The organism is Ralstonia nicotianae, assembly GCF_018243235.1.
In the GTDB taxonomy this organism is placed as follows: Bacteria; Pseudomonadota; Gammaproteobacteria; order Burkholderiales; family Burkholderiaceae; genus Ralstonia; species Ralstonia nicotianae.
The window spans coordinates 846,645-864,011 of the sequence record NZ_CP046674.1; the positions used below are offsets into that span (position 1 = coordinate 846,645).

The following is a 17,367-nucleotide window of genomic DNA, read 5'->3' on the forward strand; positions in this document are numbered from 1 at the left end:
TGCGGCTGGATTTCCCATGGACGCCCACCGCTGCCGCGCCTGTTGCGGCACGGCCACCGGCCATCTGCCGAGGGATGTCAGGGGAGGGGGGCGGGCAAGCCGGCGTGCTGTGTTCGCCACACGCCGGTTTGGGTCACGGTTTCAGTGGCTCTGGCCGCTGCGGGCCGGCTTGCGTGCGGGCCGCGCGGCGCGCGGCTTCTTGGCATCCGGAGCATCCGGCCATTGGTGGTCGTCCAGCAATCGCTCGAACAGGCGATCGCGTTCCTGTACGGACAGGGCGCTCAGTCCGAACAGCGCGCTCAGCGCGAGTCCCTTGGCGGCCTCCATGCGCAGGAGCGACAGGTCCGGATCGGTCGCCTCGGCCCGGATGCGTTCGATCGCATCGGCTTCCATCTGCCGGTTGAGGGCGAGCAGTTCCGGGTCTTCGATCAGCGCGGCGAGGATGGCGAACGCGACGGAGTGGGGGGTCGTGATGCTCTCGCGCAGCGTTGCGATCTGTGCGGCAAGGTGGGCCTGCGGCCGGTCTTCGCCGATCGCGGCCAGATAGCCTCGGGTGAACTTGTCGAAGTGCTCGATCTGGTGCTCGAGCAGCGCCTTGAGCACCGCGCCCTTGTTGGGGAACTGGTGCATCAGTCCGCCCTTGCTGATGCCGCTCTCCCGCGCGATGGCATCGAACGTCAATTGGCCCGGACCATCGCGCGAAAGAATGGCCAGCGCCGCCTGGATGGCGGCCTTGCGGGAGCGTTCCGATCGGGTTGTGTTATCCACCATGGATGTGTTCAGGGCTGGCGCGGCTGCCGGCGCGGCCGCGCGATCGCCCGCCCGGAGCGGCGGGTCGGTTCATGCAAAGGGTCACTGGACCGCCATTCTACAAGTCCGCCCCCCCATGCCTCCGGCGGCGTCCGCAGGAAACGGCGCATCGCATGCGCCTAGGCGCAACCTAAGCCGCTTCCGGTATCATCCTCGGCTGCTTTCAGGAGGAGCACTTGGATATCGTGATGCAACTGATCGACATCGTGCTGCATGTCGACAAATCGCTGGGGATGCTGATCCAGCAATACGGCGCGTGGGTCTACGTGCTGCTGTTCGCCATCGTGTTTGCCGAAACCGGCCTGGTGGTGCTGCCGTTCCTGCCGGGCGACACGCTATTGTTCATTGCCGGCGCCATGTGCGCAACCGGCCAGATGGATGCCTGGCTGCTGATCGCCCTGCTGGTGACGGCCGCGGTCACGGGCAATACGGTCAACTATTTCGTCGGCACCTGGATCGGGCCGAAAGTGTTCGACGGGCATATCCGCTTTCTCGACCACGAGGCGTTGCTCAAGACGCACGCCTTCTACGAGCGCCACGGCGGCAAGACACTGGTGATGGCGCGCTTCATTCCGGTGGTGCGCACGTTCGCGCCGTTCGTGGCCGGCGTGTCGAAGATGACCTTCGCCAAGTTCCAGCTGTTCAACATGATCGGGGCGGTGCTGTGGGTGGCGATCCTGGTGCTGTCCGGCGAAGCCTTCGGCACCGTGCCGGTGATCCGCGACCACCTGAACACCATCGTGCTGATCGGCCTGGGCGCGGCCGTCGTGCCGCTGGTGCTGGGCGGGCTGTGGAAGCTGCTCAAGCGCCGCCGCACGGTGGTGCAGAAATAAGCCTCAGTTGAGGTTGCGGCTCATGGCGCGCAGCGTCGGCATGCGCTCCTTGAGCTTGGGGGTGTCGGCCGCATCGGGGCGGGCATCCACATAGGCTTCCAGGTCGGCCAGGGCCGGCCGGAAGCATTCCAGGTTGGCGTAGGCCAGCCCCCGGTCGCGCACCTCTTCGATCGACTCCGGCAGCAGGATCACCAGCCGCTGCTGCACCGCTAGCAGCCGCTGCCAGCGCGATTCCTGCAGATAGATCGCCTTCAGGTTGCGCAGCATGCGCGCGACGATCTCGCGGTGCGTCGCCACCTGCAGGAACACCCCGAGCGGTACCGAGTTCGGGTCTTCGATGCCTTCCTTTTCCAGGTACGGGTCGAGCATCTCCTGCAGTTCTTCCTTCGACAGCGTCTGCCCGGTCAGCGGATCGATCACGACCTCGCCTGCGGGAATGCTCATGCGCACCAGGAAGTGGTTCGGGAAGGACACGCCCTTGAGCGGCAGCCCGATCTGCTGCCCGATCTCCATCAGCAGCACCGCCAGCGAGATCGGGATGCCGCGCCGTGTCTGCAGCACGGCATTCAGGTAGGAGTTCTCGGGGTCGTAGTAATCGTTTGCATTGGGCCCGAAGCCCAGCTCGCGATAGAAGAACTGGTTGAGCACCCGCAGGCGCTGGATGGCCGGCGTGCCTTCGACGATGCGGCTCTTCAGCCGTGCGACGAGCATGTCGATGGCGGCCAGCTCGGCCTGCAGGTCCAGGTCCGGGTAGGCGTCCTGCGCGATCGACAGGGCGGTTTCTGTCAGGGGGATGCTGTCGTCGTCCGCGACCAGGGCCGAAAAATAATCGAGGACTTTGGTTGCCATCAGATCGCCCTTTTCCTGAAGGTGGAGAACTTCAAGCCGGTGAGCCACAGTGTACCGAAATACACCACCGCGCACAGGATCAGGCAGGCCCCCAGCAGCGCGACGCGCATCAGCGGCCGGGCACCCATGCCCACCCAGTCGAACGTCTGCGCAAACCAGAGCAGCACGCCCGCGAGCAGCAGCACGGCTGCTGTCACCTGCGCAAGAAACAGGCCCCAGCCGGGCAGCGGGTGGTAATAGCCGCGCCGGCGCAATCCGAGGAACAGCAGCGCCGCGTTGATGGTCGCGCCGAAGCTGATCGACAGTGCCAGCCCCGCGTGTCCGAACGTCGGCACGAACACCATGTTGGACAGCTGCGTCACCACCAGCACGACCAGCGCGATCTTCACCGGCGTGCGGATGTCCTGCCGCGCGTAAAAGCCCGGCGCCAGAATCTTGATGACGATCAGCCCGATCAGTCCGATGCCGTACGACACCAGGGCCTGCCGCGTCATCTCCACGTCCAGCGTGTTGAACCGGCCGTAATGGAACAGGGTGGCCGTCAACGGTGCACCGAAGACGAACAGCCCCACCGCGGACGGCACCGCCAGCAGCACGGTCAGGCGCAGGCCCCAGTCGAGCAGTGAGGAATATTCTTCCCGATGGTTTTCCGCGCTGGCCTTGGACAGGCTCGGCAGCAGGATGGTCCCGAGCGCCACGCCCAGCAGGGCGGTCGGGAATTCCATCAGGCGGTCCGCGTAGTTCAGCCACGACACGCTACCGGCCGGCAGGCGCGAGGCGATGTTGGTGTTGATGATGAGGCTGAGCTGCGCCACCGAGACCGACAGCGTGGCCGGCAGCATCTGCTTGAGCACGCGGCGCACGCCGGGATGGTGCCATGCCCCGCGCACGTTGAGCGACACGCGCGGCAGCATGCCGATGCGGCGCAGCGACGGAACCTGGATCGCCAACTGCAGGATGCCGCCCACCATCACCGCGTAGGCCTGCGCGTAGATCGGCGTCTGCAGCATCGGCGCCACGAACACGGCCGCCACGATGAACGACAGATTCAGCAGCACCGGCGTGAAGGCCGGAACCCCGAACTGGCGCCAGGTGTTGAGGATGCCCGACGCAAGCGCCACCAGCGACACCAGTCCGATGTACGGGAACATCACCCGCGTCATGAACACCGCCGAGATGTAGGCCTGGCTCTCGTGCGTCTTGAAGCCGGTCGCGACCGCGGTGACGATCAGCGGCGCGCCGATCACGCCCAGCGCCGAGATCGCCACCAGGAACCACGTCATCACTGTCGCCACCGCATCGATCAGCGCGCGCGTCTGGGCCTCGCCCTGGCGGTTCTTGAACTCGCCCAGGATGGGCACGAACGCCTGCGAGAACGCGCCCTCGGCCGACAGTCGGCGCAGGAGGTTGGGGATGCGGAAGGCAACGTTGAAGGCATCGGTGTAGACCGAGGCCCCGAAGGCGCGGGCAATCAGCGTTTCCCGGATCAGGCCGGTGATGCGTGACAACATGGTCAGGCCGCTGATCGTGGCGAGGGTTCTGAGCAGATTCAAGGTGGAAGCGTGGTTGGTGCGCCGCTGCGCGCAGGCGTGGCGGATCAGACCGCGGACACCCCGGGCGGGTTCGCTGCCTCGGGTCGGCTGGATGCGGCCGTATTATAGGGACCGCTTCATCACGCACTCAATGAATGTGACTTGCGTTTCACCCCATGCGGAGCCACGGGCGATTTCACAACACGGTTTGCATTGACTGCGCAGATGTGGGTATAATTGCCGTTTCTCACGCATTCGCGCGCTTCGGCCATCCGTGTCTCCCGGGGCGCTTGCAACAGTTTTCTTCAGGAAATTTTCCATGGCAAACACCGCACAAGCACGCAAGCGCGCACGCCAAGCTGTCGTCCAGAACGCGCACAATTCCGCGCTGCGTTCGCGCCTGCGCACCGCTGTCAAGGCCGTTCGCAAGGCCATCGCCGGCGGCGACAAGGCAGCCGCTGCCAACGTGTTCAAGCAGGCCCAGAGCACGATCGACAGCATCGCTGACAAGAAGATCGTCCACAAGAACAAGGCTGCGCGCGCCAAGTCGCGCCTGTCCGCTGCCATCAAGGCAATGGGCGCCTGAGTTCGGGTGGCGCCGGCCTGGGCCGGCGCATTGCGCGGCAGACTGCTGTCGTGCACCGACATGAAAAAAGCCTGTCTTCGGACAGGCTTTTTGCTTTTGCGTGCGCCGTTCGTGGCGCACGGCTCGATGGGATTCAGCTTTTCGCCGGGGTGGCGCTTTCCGGCAGCAGGCAGGCTTCGACCAGCTGCAGGTTGTTGTCGTGCGCGAAGTTGAGGACGAAGTCCAGTGCCTTGGGTTCGATCTCGCGCAGGCGTTCGTCCACGAAGACGCTCTTGATGCCGCCCGACATGACGGGGCGCACGTAGGGCGAGTAGGTGAAGCGGGGGTCCCCGGTATCCCCGGCCGGCCGGAACTGCGCCATCACGCCGCACAGCCGATCGGCCCAGTCGCTCGGTCGGAAGGTTTTTCCGTCACGGGTGACGCCCTGGATAAAGAATTGGCGTGGGTTGGCTGCCATGGACTGCGTGAGGCTTGTGGAGAATTGCAAACGGCTTCGATCGTGCATGTTCTGCAGCGTTCGAATGGGGGGCGCGTACTGGTGCGGATGGTGCGCTCGCCTGGTTGCGGGCTCGTGAACCGGCTTGTGGTGCCGGTTTGCGGGCGGTCGGGGCATCCGAGGCTGGCGGTATTATATCTTATATAAGACTTTCATCGGCCTTTCAGCGGTGCCGTGTGGCAGCGCCGCCGGTGCGGGCGCCAAGCTCGCCAAACCGGCGGCGATCCCGTATGATGCCTTGAATCGACATCAGGCAAGGCGGCTAGGGCGGCGCGGATGGGTCATACCACGGAGCGCCGACTGCGGGCCGCCTTCGTTGTTTTATGAACCCACCAAGCAAGATCAAGCATTACCTGCAGTTCAAGGACTTTTCCCAGGAAGAGTACGCGTACCTGCTGGACCGCTCCAGGATCCTCAAGGCCAAGTTCAAGAACTACGAGACGTGGCACCCGCTGCATGACCGCACGCTGGCCATGATCTTTGAGAAGAATTCCACGCGCACGCGTCTGTCGTTCGAAGCCGGCATCCACCAGCTCGGCGGCCACGCCGTCTTCCTCAACACGCGCGACTCGCAACTGGGCCGCGGCGAGCCGATCGAGGACGCGGCGCAGGTCATCTCCCGCATGACCGACATCATCATGATCCGCACCTTCGGGCAGGAGATCATCGAGCGCTTTGCCGCCCACTCGCGCGTGCCGGTCATCAACGGGCTGACCAACGAATACCATCCGTGCCAGGTGCTGGCCGACATCTTTACCTTCATCGAGCACCGTGGCCCGATCCAGGGCAAGACCGTCACCTGGGTCGGCGACGCCAACAACATGGCGTACACCTGGATCCAGGCGGCCGAGATACTCGGCTTCCGCTTCCATTTCTCCGCGCCCAAGGGCTACCAGCTCGATCCGGCCATGGTGGCCGACTCCAGCCGCCCGTTCGTGCACGTGTTCGAGAACCCGCTCGAAGCCTGCGAAGGCGCCCACCTGGTGACCACCGACGTGTGGACCAGCATGGGCTACGAGGCCGAGAACGAAGCGCGCAAGAAGGCCTTCGGCGACTGGATGGTCACCGAAGCGATGATGCAGCGCGCCCAGCCTGACGCGCTGTTCATGCACTGCCTGCCCGCGCACCGCGGCGAGGAAGTCGAAGCGGCCGTCATCGACGGCAAGCAGAGCGTCGTGTGGGACGAGGCGGAAAACCGCCTGCACGTGCAGAAGGCGCTGATGGAATACCTGCTCTGCGGCCGGTACTAAGACAGCCCTGGTGACCTGGCAGTGACCCGAACCGAGTCTGAAGCCACAAAAAAAGGCCGCTCCGATTGATGTCGGTGAACTGACCCCGTAAAGTTGGACGGGTAATTTAGGCGGCCAAGGGCTGAGTCCTGTATTGCACAGGGCTCAGCCCTTTTAGCTTGATCTTGATGCGCTCGTGATTGTAGTACCGGATGTATTCGGCAATGGCGCGTCGCAGTTGGTCGATGTCCGCGAAGCGCTCTAACCGGAAGCACTCTGACTTGAGTGTGCCGAAGAAGCTTTCCATTGCCGCATTGTCTAGGCAGTTGCCTTTGCGGGACATGCTCTGGCGCAGGCCTCGCGCGGCCAGTTTGCGACGATACGCTGCCATTTGATACGGCCAGCCTTGATCCGAATGCAGCATCGGCGTCTCGCACGGGCGCAGCTTGCGCAACGCCTTGTCGAGCATCTCCCGGATCAGCGTGTAATCAGGTCGTTCACTGGTTTGCCAGGCGACGATCTCTCCGTTGTACAGGTCCAGGACGGGCGACAGGTACAGCTTTTTGCCGCCGACGTTGAACTCCGTCACGTCCGTTACCCACTTCTCGTTCGGCTTGCTCGCCTCAAACTCGCGCTGTAGCAGATTGGGAGCAACCCGCCCGACTTGCCCGCGGTAAGAGCGGTATTTCTTCGGCCGCACGAGTGACTTCAACTGTAGCGCCGACATCAATCGCTGTACGGTCTTGTGATTCACCAACGTCCCTGCCCGACGGAGCGTCGCCGTGATCCGGCGGTAGCCATATCGGCCCTTGTGCTGGGCATAGATGTGCTGAATGCGCTCCTTGAGCGCGCCGTGACGATCCTCTGCCTGGCTTGTCGCCATCTGGTAGTAGTACGTGCTGCGTGCGAGATTCGCGGCCTTGAGCAAGCTCGACAATGAATGCCGCTCACGCAGCGCACTCACGACTTGCGCTTTTTCTTTGGTGCCTGCTGCTGTTTGGCACGCAGCAGGGCATCTAACTTTTTTAGGTACGCCACCTCCGCGCGCAAACACTCGTTCTCTTTGAGCAAATCCTCGCGCGAGCGCTCGTCTTGAGCCGGCTGCGCAGCGGGTTGGGGATCTTGCTTGGACTGGGACATGATGGGTGCCCCGCCTTTGCGGCGCGGCTGTAGGGCGTCGAAACCGCCCTCATGATACTGGCGGTCCCAGCGGCTGACGCCGCCAGCCTCACGCAAATCGAACACAGCGCTGACTTGCTGATAGGACAACTCGTCGCGCCACATGCGCTGCAGCACCGTCAGCTTGAACTCGGCGCTATACGCTTCATGCTTCTTGCGTAGTCCGGATTTCCCATGGCGCTGCCACGCGTTGATCCAGCGCCGGATCACAGAACGGCCTATCCCGTACTTCTGGCTCAGCCCTGCGGTCCCAACGGCCCCCCTCAAATACTCCTGAACTACTTGGCGCTTGAACGCCTCTTCATACTTCGCCATGAAAAACACCCCAAAGGTTGAACAGATGTCCAACTTTTGGGGTGCAGTTCATACGATTGATGTCGGAGCGGCCTTTTTCGTTTTGAAGCGCGAGCAGCCGCTTACTTCTTGTCGCCGCCGAGCTGGGGCAGCGCGCTGCTGGTGCCCAGGGACAGCAGGCCGGCCTTGGAGTAGATGGCCAGCTTGTCGCGGGTGTCCATCAGGTCCAGGTTGCGCATGGTCAGCTGGCCGATGCGGTCGGCCGGGCTGAACGGTGCGTCTTCGACCTTTTCCATCGACAGGCGCTCGGGCGCGTAGGTCAGGTTGGGCGACTCGGTGTTCAGGATGGAGTAATCGTTGCCGCGGCGCAGCTCCAGCGTCACGGTACCGGTCACGGCGCGGGCCACCCAGCGTTGGGCGGTTTCGCGCAGCATGATGGCCTGCGGGTCGAACCAGCGGCCCTGGTACAGCAGGCGGCCCAGGCGCAGGCCATTGATGCGGTACTGCTCGATGGTGTCCTCGTTGTGGATGCCGGTGACCAGGCGCTCGTAGGCGATGTGCAGCAACGCCATGCCCGGGGCTTCGTAGATGCCGCGGCTCTTGGCTTCGATGATGCGGTTTTCGATCTGGTCGCTCATGCCCAGGCCGTGGCGGCCGCCGATGCGGTTCAGCTCCAGGAACATCTCCACCGGGTCGGCAATTTCGCGGCCGTTGACGGCCACGGGGCGGCCTTCGTCGAAGGTGATCGAAACCTCTTCGGCCTTGACTTCGACTTCCGGCTTCCAGAACGCCACGCCCATGATCGGGTTGACGATGCGGATGCCGCTGTTCAGATGCTCAAGGTCCTTGGCCTCGTGGGTGGCGCCCAGCATGTTGGAGTCGGTGGAGTAGGCCTTTTCGGCGCTCATCTTGTAGCCGAAACCTTCCTTCGTCATGAAGGCCGACATTTCGGCGCGGCCGCCCAGCTCGTCGATGAAGGTCTGGTCAAGCCACGGCTTGTAGATCTTCAGGGCCGGGTTGGTCAGCAGGCCGTAGCGGTAGAAGCGCTCGATGTCATTGCCCTTGAAGGTGGAGCCGTCGCCCCAGATGTGGACGTCGTCTTCCTTCATGGCGGCCACCAGCATGGTGCCGGTCACGGCGCGGCCCAGCGGCGTGGTGTTGAAGTAGGTGATGCCGCCGGTGCTGATGTGGAAGGCGCCGGCCTGGATGGCGGCAATGCCTTCATTGGCCAGTTGCGGGCGGCAGTCGATCAGGCGAGCCTTCTCTGCACCGTATTCCAGGGCCTTGCGGGGGATGGCATCGTAGTCTTCCTCGTCGGGCTGGCCGAGATTGGCGGTGTAGGCATAGGGCAGGGCGCCCTTGTTCTTCATCCAGCGCAGGGCCGCGCTGGTGTCCAGGCCGCCGGAGAAGGCGATGCCGACCTTCTGGCCGACGGGAACGTGTTGCAGGATGGTTTCCATGGAGTGTCTCTTCAAAATGATCGCGGCTGGCGTTTGACTGGCCTGCGCCAGAGGCTAAAGAAGCCCGGAATGGCTGCGCTGCCCCGGAGCGGGCTCGAGGCAGCCTTTCGGGGGCTTATGCGTAGTGGCAGATGTAGTGGTAGGCCTCGGTCACGCGGATGTCGAACTTGGAGTTTGCGGGAACCTGGAAGCGTTCGCCGGGGCCGGATTGTTTCCACTCGTCGCTACCGTCGAGCCGGTATTCGCAAGAACCGCCCACGCATTCCATGATCTCGGCGGCGGCCGTGCCGAAGGTCAGCGTGGCGGGCAGCACCACGCCCACGGACTTTTTGGTGCCGTCGGGCAGCGCAAAGCTGTGGCTGACGCACTTGCCGTCAAAGTACACATTGGCCTTGGTGGTGAGGCGGACGCCGTCAATGGTTTCGGTGGTCATGAAATGGAACGCGAAAGGCGTGGTCAGGGTCAAACCGGCCATTTTAGGCCAAAGAACCAGCCCAAAGAACAAGAACGCCGTGGCCGGGGTTCTTGATCGCGTTGTGTGCGAATCCGCGGGCGTCGGGGGGCAGCGGTGCCGGCGTGGGCCGTCGCTGCGGTGACGGCCGCGCGGCCTGCGCCGCTGCGGGTCGGATTGCCCGCCACGCCGCCGACAAAGGCGCCAATCACCGCGCTTGCATCTGTGTTGCGTGGAGCCATCGCCACGCTTGGTTGGGTCGTCGCAGACCGGCTGAGCGATGGTGTTGCGGACAGCACACGCGCAAACCGGTATTGTTGGATGTTCCGACGGGCGCCATGGGGGCGCTCGCTTCTCGGGGGAGACCATGCACAAGCCGCACGGCAAGCACATCAACCTCGCGCTGCAGGGCGGCGGCGCGCACGGGGCGTTCACTTGGGGCGTGCTCGACGCGCTGCTCGAAGACGGGCGCCTGTCGTTCGAGGGGCTGAGCGGCACCAGCGCCGGCTCGATGAATGCCGTGGTGATGCTCGACGGCCTGCTCGAGGGCGGCCCCGAGCGCGCGCGCGAAAAGCTGCATGCGTTCTGGCTGGCGGTGTCGACCGCGGGCTCGCCGTTCTCCACGATGGGCGAGAACGCCAAGACGCTGCTGTCCGGCAGGCCCTTCTTTCCCGACAGCTGGCCGGTGGCCGACTGGATGCGCATGTGGGACAGCTGGATCAGCGCGACCACCCAGGGCGCGCACTACAACCCGCTGCGCGACCTGCTGGCGAACCAGGTGGACTTCGACCGCCTGCGCGCCTGCCCGGACACCAAGCTGTTCCTCGCCGCCACGGACGTGAACACGGGCAACGTGCGCGTCTTCGGCACCCCCGAGATCGATGTCGAGGTGGTGCTGGCCTCGGCCTGCCTGCCGTACCTGTACCCGGCCATCGAGATCGACCGCCATCACTACTGGGACGGCGGCTACATGGGCAACCCGGTGCTGTTCCCGTTCTTCTACGAGACGAAGACGCAGGACATCCTGCTCGTGCACGTCAACCCGATCGTGCGCAAGGATGTGCCCGACCAGCCGCACGAAGTGATGGAGCGCCTGAACGAGATCACCTTCAACGCGTCCCTGCTGCGCGAGATGCGCGCCATCGCCTTCGTGCAGAAGCTGATCGCGGAGGACTGGCTCAAGCCCGAATACCGGGATCGGCTCAAATACATCTATCTGCACGCCATCCGTGCCGACCGGCCGCTGGGCGACCTGTCGTCCTCGACCAAGCTGGTGACGGACTGGAGCTTCCTGACCATGCTCAAGGAGCGCGGCCGGCAGGAGGCCAAGCTCTGGCTGCGCAAGCATTTCGACGATGTCGGCAGGAACGGCACCGTCGATATCCAGAACGAATACCTGCGCGGGCAGGAGGTCTAGACTCCCGGGCGGTGCGCGTCGCGCCGTCAGATGACGATGGGCTCGGGCTCGATGCGCACGCCGAAGCGCGCATGCACCGTGTCCTGGATTTCGCGTGCCAGCGTCATCAGCTGCACGGCGCTGCCGCCGCCCCGGTGCACCAGCACCAGTGCCTGCTTGTCGTACACCCCCACCGCGCCGCTTTGCCGGCCCTTGAAGCCGCACTGGTCGATCATCCAGCCGGCGGCGAGCTTGTAGCTGCCATCCGGCTGCGCGTAGCCGACCAGGCTGGGGAACCGCGCCAGCAGCGCATCGCGCGTGGCGGTATCGACGATGGGGTTCTTGAAGAAGCTGCCCGCGTTGCCGATCTCGGCCGGATCGGGCAGCTTGCGGCGGCGGATGGCGACCACGGCATCGAAGATGTCCTGCGCCGCCGGCGCGGCGATGTCCCGCGCGGCCAGCTCGCGGGCCAGTTCTGCGTAGTGCGTGTCGGGCTGCCAGTCCACGGGCAGCGCGAAGGTGACTTCGGCGATGACGTAGCGGTCGGCGCCGGCGCGCTTGAAGAGGCTGTCGCGGTAGCCGAAGGCGCAGTCGGCGGCATCCAGCGTGACGAATTCGCCGGCATGGCGGTCGTAGGCGCGCAGGGAGTGGAAGCGGTCCTTGATCTCGACGCCGTACGCGCCGATGTTCTGGATGGGCGCGGCGCCCACGGTGCCGGGGATCAGCGCCAGGTTCTCCAGCCCCGGCAGTCCGTCGGCGACGGTGCGGGCAACGAGGCCGTGCCACGATTCGCCCGCGCCGGCCGTGACGGTGTGGACGGCGCGTCCGTCCAGGGTCGCCCGGCCGACCTGCACGCCGGGAATCTCCATCAGCAGCACCAGGCCGTCGAAGTCGCGCGTGAGCACGATGTTGCTGCCGCCGCCCAGCACCAGCACCGGCAGGCCCCGCGCGCGCGGATCGGTCAGTGCCTCGGCAATGTCCTGCGCTGCGCGCACGTGCGCGGCATAGCGGGCGGCGGCCTCGAAACGGAACGTGTTGTGCCGGCCTAGGGGATAATGCGGGTCGAGCAACGCCATGGCGCAGGGTTGGCTGGAAAAGCTGGAATTATAAGAGCCATGGCGCGGGGTGGCCCGCGCGCGCCACCGCTGGATCCCCAATTCAAGTCTGCAAGGAGAAAACGATGCCGTCGTTCGACGTGGTATGCGAGGCCAACATGGTGGAACTGAAGAACGCCGTGGAGCAGGCCAACAAGGAAATCTCGACGCGTTTCGATTTCAAGGGCTCGGATGCTCGCGTCGAGCACAAGGACCAGGAGCTGACGCTGTTCGGCGACGACGATTTCAAGCTCGGCCAGGTCAAGGACGTGTTGCTGACCAAGCTCGCCAAGCGTGGTGTCGACGTGCGCTTCCTGGATTATCAGGACAAGCAGAAGATCGGCGGCGACAAGATGAAGCAGGTCGTCAAGATCAAGAAGGGCGTCTCGGGCGAGCTGTCCAAGAAGATCGTCAAGCTGATCAAGGACAGCAAGATCAAGGTCCAGGGCAGCATCCAGGGCGACGCGGTGCGCGTGTCCGGCGCCAAGCGCGATGACCTGCAAGCGGTGATCGCCATGCTGCGCAAGGACGTGACCGACACGCCGCTGGATTTCAACAACTTCCGCGATTGAGCCTCCAGCCGGTTCCGGGACGACAACGTTGCCCTTGAATGACATGGCTACGTTTCCGAATGTCCCCCGTCGCGCATTCCTGAACCTGGTCAGCCTGTTTGCCGGCGGCGCGCTGCTGCCGGCAAGCTCGCAAGCCGTTGGCCTGAGCGCCCCCGCTTCCGCCTCCGTGATCATCGATGCCGATCCAGGACAGGACGACGCGATCGCGATCCTGTTCGCGCTCGGGGCGAGGGGGCGCCTCGACGTGCGTGCCCTGACCGTCGTGGCGGGCAATGTGCCGCTGGGCCTGACCGAGCGCAATGCGCGCATCATTCGCGACTGGGCGGGCCGCACGCATGCGTTGCCGGTCTACGCCGGCTGCGCGGGGCCGCTGACGCGCGAGCTGGTCACGGCTGCCCACGTGCATGGCAAGACCGGTCTTGAAGGTGTCGATCTGCCCGCGCCGTTGGCACCGCTGGCGTCGCAGCACGCGGTGTCGTACCTGGTTGATACGCTCACGCAGGCGGCGCCGAACAGCGTGACGCTGTGTGCGCTCGGACCACTGACCAACATCGCCAGCGCGCTGAGCGAGGCTCCGCAGATCCGCCCCGCGCTGCGCGAGATCGTGCTGATGGGCGGTGCGCATTTCGAGCGCGGCAACATCACGCCGGCCGCGGAGTTCAACATCTACGTCGACCCGCAGGCCGCCGAGATCGTGTTCGGCAGCGGCGTGCCGATCGTCGTGCTGCCGCGCGACGTCGCCATGAGGGCGCAGATCACGCCGGCGCGGGTTGCACCGTTCCGCGGGCTCGGCAACCGCTGCGGCGCGATCGTCGCCGACATCATGGCGGCCGAGATCGCGTACCAGAAGACGCGCCGCGGCGTCGAGCGGGCGCCGATGTACGATCCGACCGCGGTCGGTTATCTGTTCGACCCGTCGATGTTCAACGGGCGCAAGGTGAACGTGGTGGTCGAAACCGCCGGCCAGTGGACGCTGGGCGAGACCGTCGTCGACTGGGAAGGCCGCAGCGGCCGCGCACCGAACGCGATGTGGATCCACGACGTCGATGCGGACCGCTTCTATGCCGCGCTGCTCGACAGCGTCGCGAAGCTGCCCTAACGGCGCATGCCGAGGTATTGGCGGCCATCACACAAGAGGGCGCACTTCGTCATCGTGCCCGCCGGTTCAGGCAAACGCCCCGCACGCGCGGGGCGTTTGCTTTTTGGCGCGCCGGCCGCGCTCACTGCGACAGCTTTGTCACCTTCAGCGCCGGATCGGCGGCGATGGCGGCCTCCGAGAACGGCAGGCGGATCCACCGCTTGGCCGAGAACGCACGCATCTGGTCGAAGGCGTGCGGCGAGGCCGGGTCGGTCGATTCGCCGTAGACCAGCAGGGCCTGCGCGACGGGGCCCTGAGCGTCGAAGCCGACGGTCTGGACGTAGCTGGTGCCCTCGTCAACCTGCAGGCCCTGCGGTCCGATCGGCAGGCTCTGCAGTTTGTTGAGCACGCCTTCGTACTCCTCGCCGCCATGCAGCGCGATGTCGCCGTCCGGCAGGCGCACCGCCTGCACGGTGCCGAGCGGGGCATCCAGCGCGAAGCCGGCCGCGCGCACCGCGCCCACCGCGTCCTTGAGCGCCTTGAACACGGTGGCGCGTACGGCCGCGTCGTGCATGCGCAGGCCGCGCGGCGTGTAGATCGGGTCGTCCGGGTTGAAGTCGGTGGCGTAGACCTGCGGAATGTCCTTGGCGCGCATCCAGAACTCGCGGAACAGGTGGGCGGCGCGGGCATTGGCGGCGGCGGTGCGATTCCACCGGCCCAGGGCGACGCAGCCGTTGCGCACGTCGGCATCGGCGTCGCGCGCGGCCTTGCAGGCTTCGAGCAGATCGCCCAGCACCAGGTGGCCGGCGAGGTTGGTATCGCGGAAGAGCATCGCCTGCAGGTTCGGCAGGTCGATGCGGTTGCCCGGCAGGCCGTCGGCGCCGGCCAGGCGGCGGCCGATCTCGATCAGGCCGATGCGGGTGCGCAGGCGCTGCGGCACGTCGGCCTCGCCCATGATCGGCGGGAAGCCGGTGAGCTTCTGCGCCGGGTTGGTCAGCCACGAACTGTCGTTGCTGTTGGCGACGAAGTCGTCGCGCTCGAGCGCCGGCATGCGCGCGGGCGCGATCAGCCCCGGCACCGGCGAGGCCGGATCGACCTGCCAGTTGCAGGTGCTGCGCGCGCCGTCCAGCAGCACCAGGCCGGCGCCTTTAAACAGCCGCTCGGCCAGCGGCGACGGGGCGCAGCGCTTGAGTGTCTCGGCCGAGACGTCGGGCGTGGCCGACACGTCGATGAACAGCGCGCGGCCGTTGCGGTCCGCGGCGATGGTGTTGACCCACGGAATGCCCAGGTTGCCGATCGCCCGGTGGATGCCGGCTACATCCCCGGCTTGCGCGATGTGCAGCCAGGCGTCGATCATGCGCGTGTTGCCGCGGTTGGCATCGCGCAGCGCATAGGCTTTCTGCGTGGTCCACGGCATGCCGGCGGCGGGCATCGACACCACCGGGCCGTATTCGGTGTCGTAAAAGGTGTGTGCGCGGCGCTCGATGCGGCCGTCGGGCAGCTTCACGTCGAAGGCGACCGTGCGCGCGGTCATCTTGTGCGGCGTGCCGTCGACCAGATAGGTGGTGGGGTCGCCCTCGGCCAGCCTGAGCTCGAACAGCGTGAAGCGGCGGCCGGTGGAGACCGTGTGGGTCCACGCCACGTCGCGGTTGAAGCCGATGCTGACGACGGGGAAGGCGGCGATCGACGCGCCCATCACGTCGAGCTTGCCGGGCACGGTCAGGTGGACTTCGTAGAAGCGGTTGGTGGTCGTCCACGGGAAGTGCGGGTTGCCGAGCAGCACGCCGCGCCGGTTCTCCGTGGCGGCACTGCCGAAGGCCCAGCCGTTGCTGCCGATGGGCAGGTCGCGCAGCCGCAGCTCGCGGTCGAGCGCGGCGACATCGACGGCGTGCGGCGGGACCACCGTATGGGTCACGGGCGCCCGGCCCGGCGGCTGCGCATCGACGATGCCGGCCAGCATCGCGCCGGCGCTGGCCTGGATCGCCTTCTCCTCGCCCATGCGCATCATGTCGGCCAGCGTGAGCGGGCGCACCCAGGCGGCGTTGCGGCACGCGGCGGGGAAGTCCGCCGGCGGGGTGTCCTTCAGGTAGCGGTTGTAGCCGGCGATGTAGCCGCGCAGCAGTTCGCGCGCCTCGGGCGACATCCGCGCATAGCCGTCACGCAGCGCGGCCGTATCGACGATGCCCTTGAAGAACGCATCCGAGCGAGTGTTGGGGATGGACTTGAACGACACGGTGGCGGTGCCGTCCGGCCCGAACGTCTTCGCGCGCTCGCCGTTGACGGTGACGACCTGGTCGGCGAGCAGGCAGAGATTGTCCTGCGCATAGGCATAGGCCATGCCGAAGCCGAGGCCGGCGTAGTCGTTGGCGCGGATGTGCGGAATGCCGAAGCCGGTGCGGCGGATCTCGGCCGATAGGCCGGTGTCGGACGGCGTGTCCCAACGGCTGCCGTGCGCCGTGCCCGCGCAGCCGGCCAGCGCTGCGAGCGCGGCCACGGCGAGCGTGTTGCGCAGTGCGAATCCGTGCGTCATGCGGTGTCTCCTGTCGTCGGTGTCGGGGGGCGAGGCGCGCCGTGCGCAGCCATGGCCGCATCGCCGATCGGCGTGGCCGCTGCGAAAGCGGCATGCCTGCCGGATCTCGGGGCCATATTGCCATGCGGCGCGCTGTCCGTGCCCGGACAGGGGAGGGGTAAGCCGATCATCGACCGGCCGGACTGATGGAGGGATCTGGGCGCGGCGACGGCCGCACCGGTTGCGCGTGGAATGCGCGTGACATCTGCCGGAGGTCGGCATGCCGGGCCATGCTGCAATGGGCCCGGCGGCACACGGGTCGGCCGCCGCAGGCGCATCGGCGCGCGGGGCGCCGCGCGCTCAGGTGGGCTTCTTCTTCTCGCCGATGCGGCTTTCCTTGCCGGCCAGCAGCTTGGCGATATTGGCGCGGTGGCGCGCGATCAGCAGCACCGACATCACGGCGATGGCACCCGCCAGCGGGTCGATGCCGAACAGCAGCACGTAATAGAACGGTGCGAACACCGCCGACACCAGCGCCGCCAGCGACGAATACCGGAAGAACGTGGCGATGATCAGCCACGTCGCCAGCGTCGCCAGGCCCAGCCACCCGCTCAGCGCCAGCAGGATGCCGGCCGCGGTGGCCACGCCCTTGCCGCCGGTGAAGCGGTGGAACACCGGATACAGGTGGCCGAGGAACGCCGCGATCACCACCAGGGCGATGCCCATGTCTTCCACGCCGTAGCGCGGCGCCAGCAGTTGCGCCAGCCACACCGCCAGCCAGCCCTTGGCCGCGTCGCCCAGCAGCGTCAGGATCGCGGCCTTCTTGTTGCCCGAGCGCAGCACGTTGGTGGCGCCCGGGTTGCCCGAGCCGTAGGTGCGCGGATCGGCCAGGCCCATCGCGCGGCTGACCACCACGGCAAACGAAACCGAGCCGATCAGGTAGGCGGCCACGGCAAAGACGACGGTAGCGACGACAGTGGACATAGGGATTCGAAGAAT

The 17,367-nt window shown here is 66.0% G+C and carries 16 protein-coding genes; 6 read left to right on the forward strand and 10 right to left on the reverse strand.

What is annotated here, in order from left to right:
* Positions 1-141 precede the first annotated feature (141 nt).
* Positions 142-771, reverse strand: coding sequence for a TetR/AcrR family transcriptional regulator (locus tag GO999_RS03925; protein ID WP_058907911.1), 630 nt, complete (start codon positions 769-771; stop codon positions 142-144).
* A 215-nt stretch (positions 772-986) separates the two neighbouring features.
* Between GO999_RS03925 and GO999_RS03930 the strand changes: the two genes are divergently transcribed.
* The gene (locus GO999_RS03930; protein ID WP_011002474.1) at positions 987-1,643 is read left to right on the forward strand and encodes a VTT domain-containing protein; all 657 of its coding nucleotides are present in this window, start codon (positions 987-989) and stop codon (positions 1,641-1,643) included.
* A gap of 3 nt (positions 1,644-1,646) precedes the next feature.
* Here GO999_RS03930 and GO999_RS03935 read toward each other — a convergent pair whose 3' ends face one another.
* Positions 1,647-2,492 (reverse strand): SirB1 family protein, encoded by an 846-nt coding sequence (locus GO999_RS03935; protein WP_011002473.1) that lies wholly within the window; start codon positions 2,490-2,492, stop codon positions 1,647-1,649.
* Positions 2,492-4,045 carry a murein biosynthesis integral membrane protein MurJ gene (murJ, locus tag GO999_RS03940; RefSeq protein ID WP_211906553.1) on the reverse strand — a complete coding sequence of 518 codons (1,554 nt, stop codon included), beginning with the start codon at positions 4,043-4,045 and terminating at the stop codon, positions 2,492-2,494. Before murJ ends, GO999_RS03935 begins: the two co-directional genes overlap by 1 nt.
* Before the next feature lie 298 nt (positions 4,046-4,343).
* Here murJ and rpsT point away from each other — a divergent pair, with 298 nt between their 5' ends.
* A complete protein-coding gene (gene rpsT / locus GO999_RS03945) occupies positions 4,344-4,610 on the forward strand; it encodes a 30S ribosomal protein S20 (protein ID WP_011002471.1) in 267 nt (88 codons plus the stop codon).
* 133 nt (positions 4,611-4,743) lie between these two features.
* Here rpsT and GO999_RS03950 read toward each other — a convergent pair whose 3' ends face one another.
* A complete protein-coding gene (locus GO999_RS03950) occupies positions 4,744-5,067 on the reverse strand; it encodes a DUF3579 domain-containing protein (protein ID WP_016725961.1) in 324 nt (107 codons plus the stop codon).
* A gap of 362 nt (positions 5,068-5,429) precedes the next feature.
* On the opposite strand from GO999_RS03950, the gene argF reads away from it, so the two are divergent.
* Positions 5,430-6,356: an ornithine carbamoyltransferase gene (argF, locus tag GO999_RS03955; RefSeq protein WP_071093352.1), complete on the forward strand. Its 927-nt coding sequence runs from the start codon at positions 5,430-5,432 to the stop codon at positions 6,354-6,356.
* A gap of 106 nt (positions 6,357-6,462) precedes the next feature.
* Here the strand turns inward: argF and GO999_RS03960 are convergent.
* From GO999_RS03960 to ppnP, 3 genes are all read right to left on the reverse strand, one after another.
* Positions 6,463-7,829 (reverse strand): IS3 family transposase gene (locus GO999_RS03960; RefSeq protein ID WP_089190850.1). Its coding sequence is split into 2 segments (ribosomal slippage): positions 6,463-7,355 and positions 7,355-7,829, totalling 1,368 coding nucleotides; the frame shifts between segments, so codons are not numbered across the junction.
* 101 nt (positions 7,830-7,930) lie between these two features.
* A complete protein-coding gene (argG, locus tag GO999_RS03965; protein ID WP_011002468.1) occupies positions 7,931-9,268 on the reverse strand; it encodes an argininosuccinate synthase in 1,338 nt (445 codons plus the stop codon).
* A 115-nt stretch (positions 9,269-9,383) separates the two neighbouring features.
* Positions 9,384-9,701, reverse strand: coding sequence for a pyrimidine/purine nucleoside phosphorylase (gene ppnP / locus GO999_RS03970; RefSeq protein ID WP_028860922.1), 318 nt, complete (start codon positions 9,699-9,701; stop codon positions 9,384-9,386).
* Positions 9,702-10,086: 385 nt separating this feature from the next.
* Between ppnP and GO999_RS03975 the strand changes: the two genes are divergently transcribed.
* Positions 10,087-11,136, forward strand: coding sequence for a patatin-like phospholipase family protein (locus GO999_RS03975; RefSeq protein WP_011002466.1), 1,050 nt, complete (start codon positions 10,087-10,089; stop codon positions 11,134-11,136).
* 26 nt (positions 11,137-11,162) lie between these two features.
* Here GO999_RS03975 and murB read toward each other — a convergent pair whose 3' ends face one another.
* Positions 11,163-12,191 (reverse strand): UDP-N-acetylmuramate dehydrogenase, encoded by a 1,029-nt coding sequence (gene murB, locus GO999_RS03980; RefSeq protein WP_211906554.1) that lies wholly within the window; start codon positions 12,189-12,191, stop codon positions 11,163-11,165.
* A gap of 104 nt (positions 12,192-12,295) precedes the next feature.
* Here murB and GO999_RS03985 point away from each other — a divergent pair, with 104 nt between their 5' ends.
* Positions 12,296-12,781 (forward strand): YajQ family cyclic di-GMP-binding protein, encoded by a 486-nt coding sequence (locus tag GO999_RS03985; protein WP_011002464.1) that lies wholly within the window; start codon positions 12,296-12,298, stop codon positions 12,779-12,781.
* Positions 12,782-12,824: 43 nt separating this feature from the next.
* Positions 12,825-13,880, forward strand: a complete 1,056-nt coding sequence (locus GO999_RS03990) for a nucleoside hydrolase (RefSeq protein WP_111374573.1) — start codon at positions 12,825-12,827, stop codon at positions 13,878-13,880.
* 121 nt (positions 13,881-14,001) lie between these two features.
* On the opposite strand, the gene GO999_RS03995 is transcribed toward GO999_RS03990, so the two are convergent.
* Both GO999_RS03995 and plsY read right to left on the reverse strand, forming a co-directional pair.
* Positions 14,002-16,389: an acylase gene (locus GO999_RS03995; RefSeq protein WP_211906555.1), complete on the reverse strand. Its 2,388-nt coding sequence runs from the start codon at positions 16,387-16,389 to the stop codon at positions 14,002-14,004.
* A 339-nt stretch (positions 16,390-16,728) separates the two neighbouring features.
* Entirely contained in the window at positions 16,729-17,352 is a 624-nt protein-coding gene (plsY, locus tag GO999_RS04000; RefSeq protein WP_011002461.1) for a glycerol-3-phosphate 1-O-acyltransferase PlsY, read from the reverse strand.
* Positions 17,353-17,367: the final 15 nt, after the last annotated feature.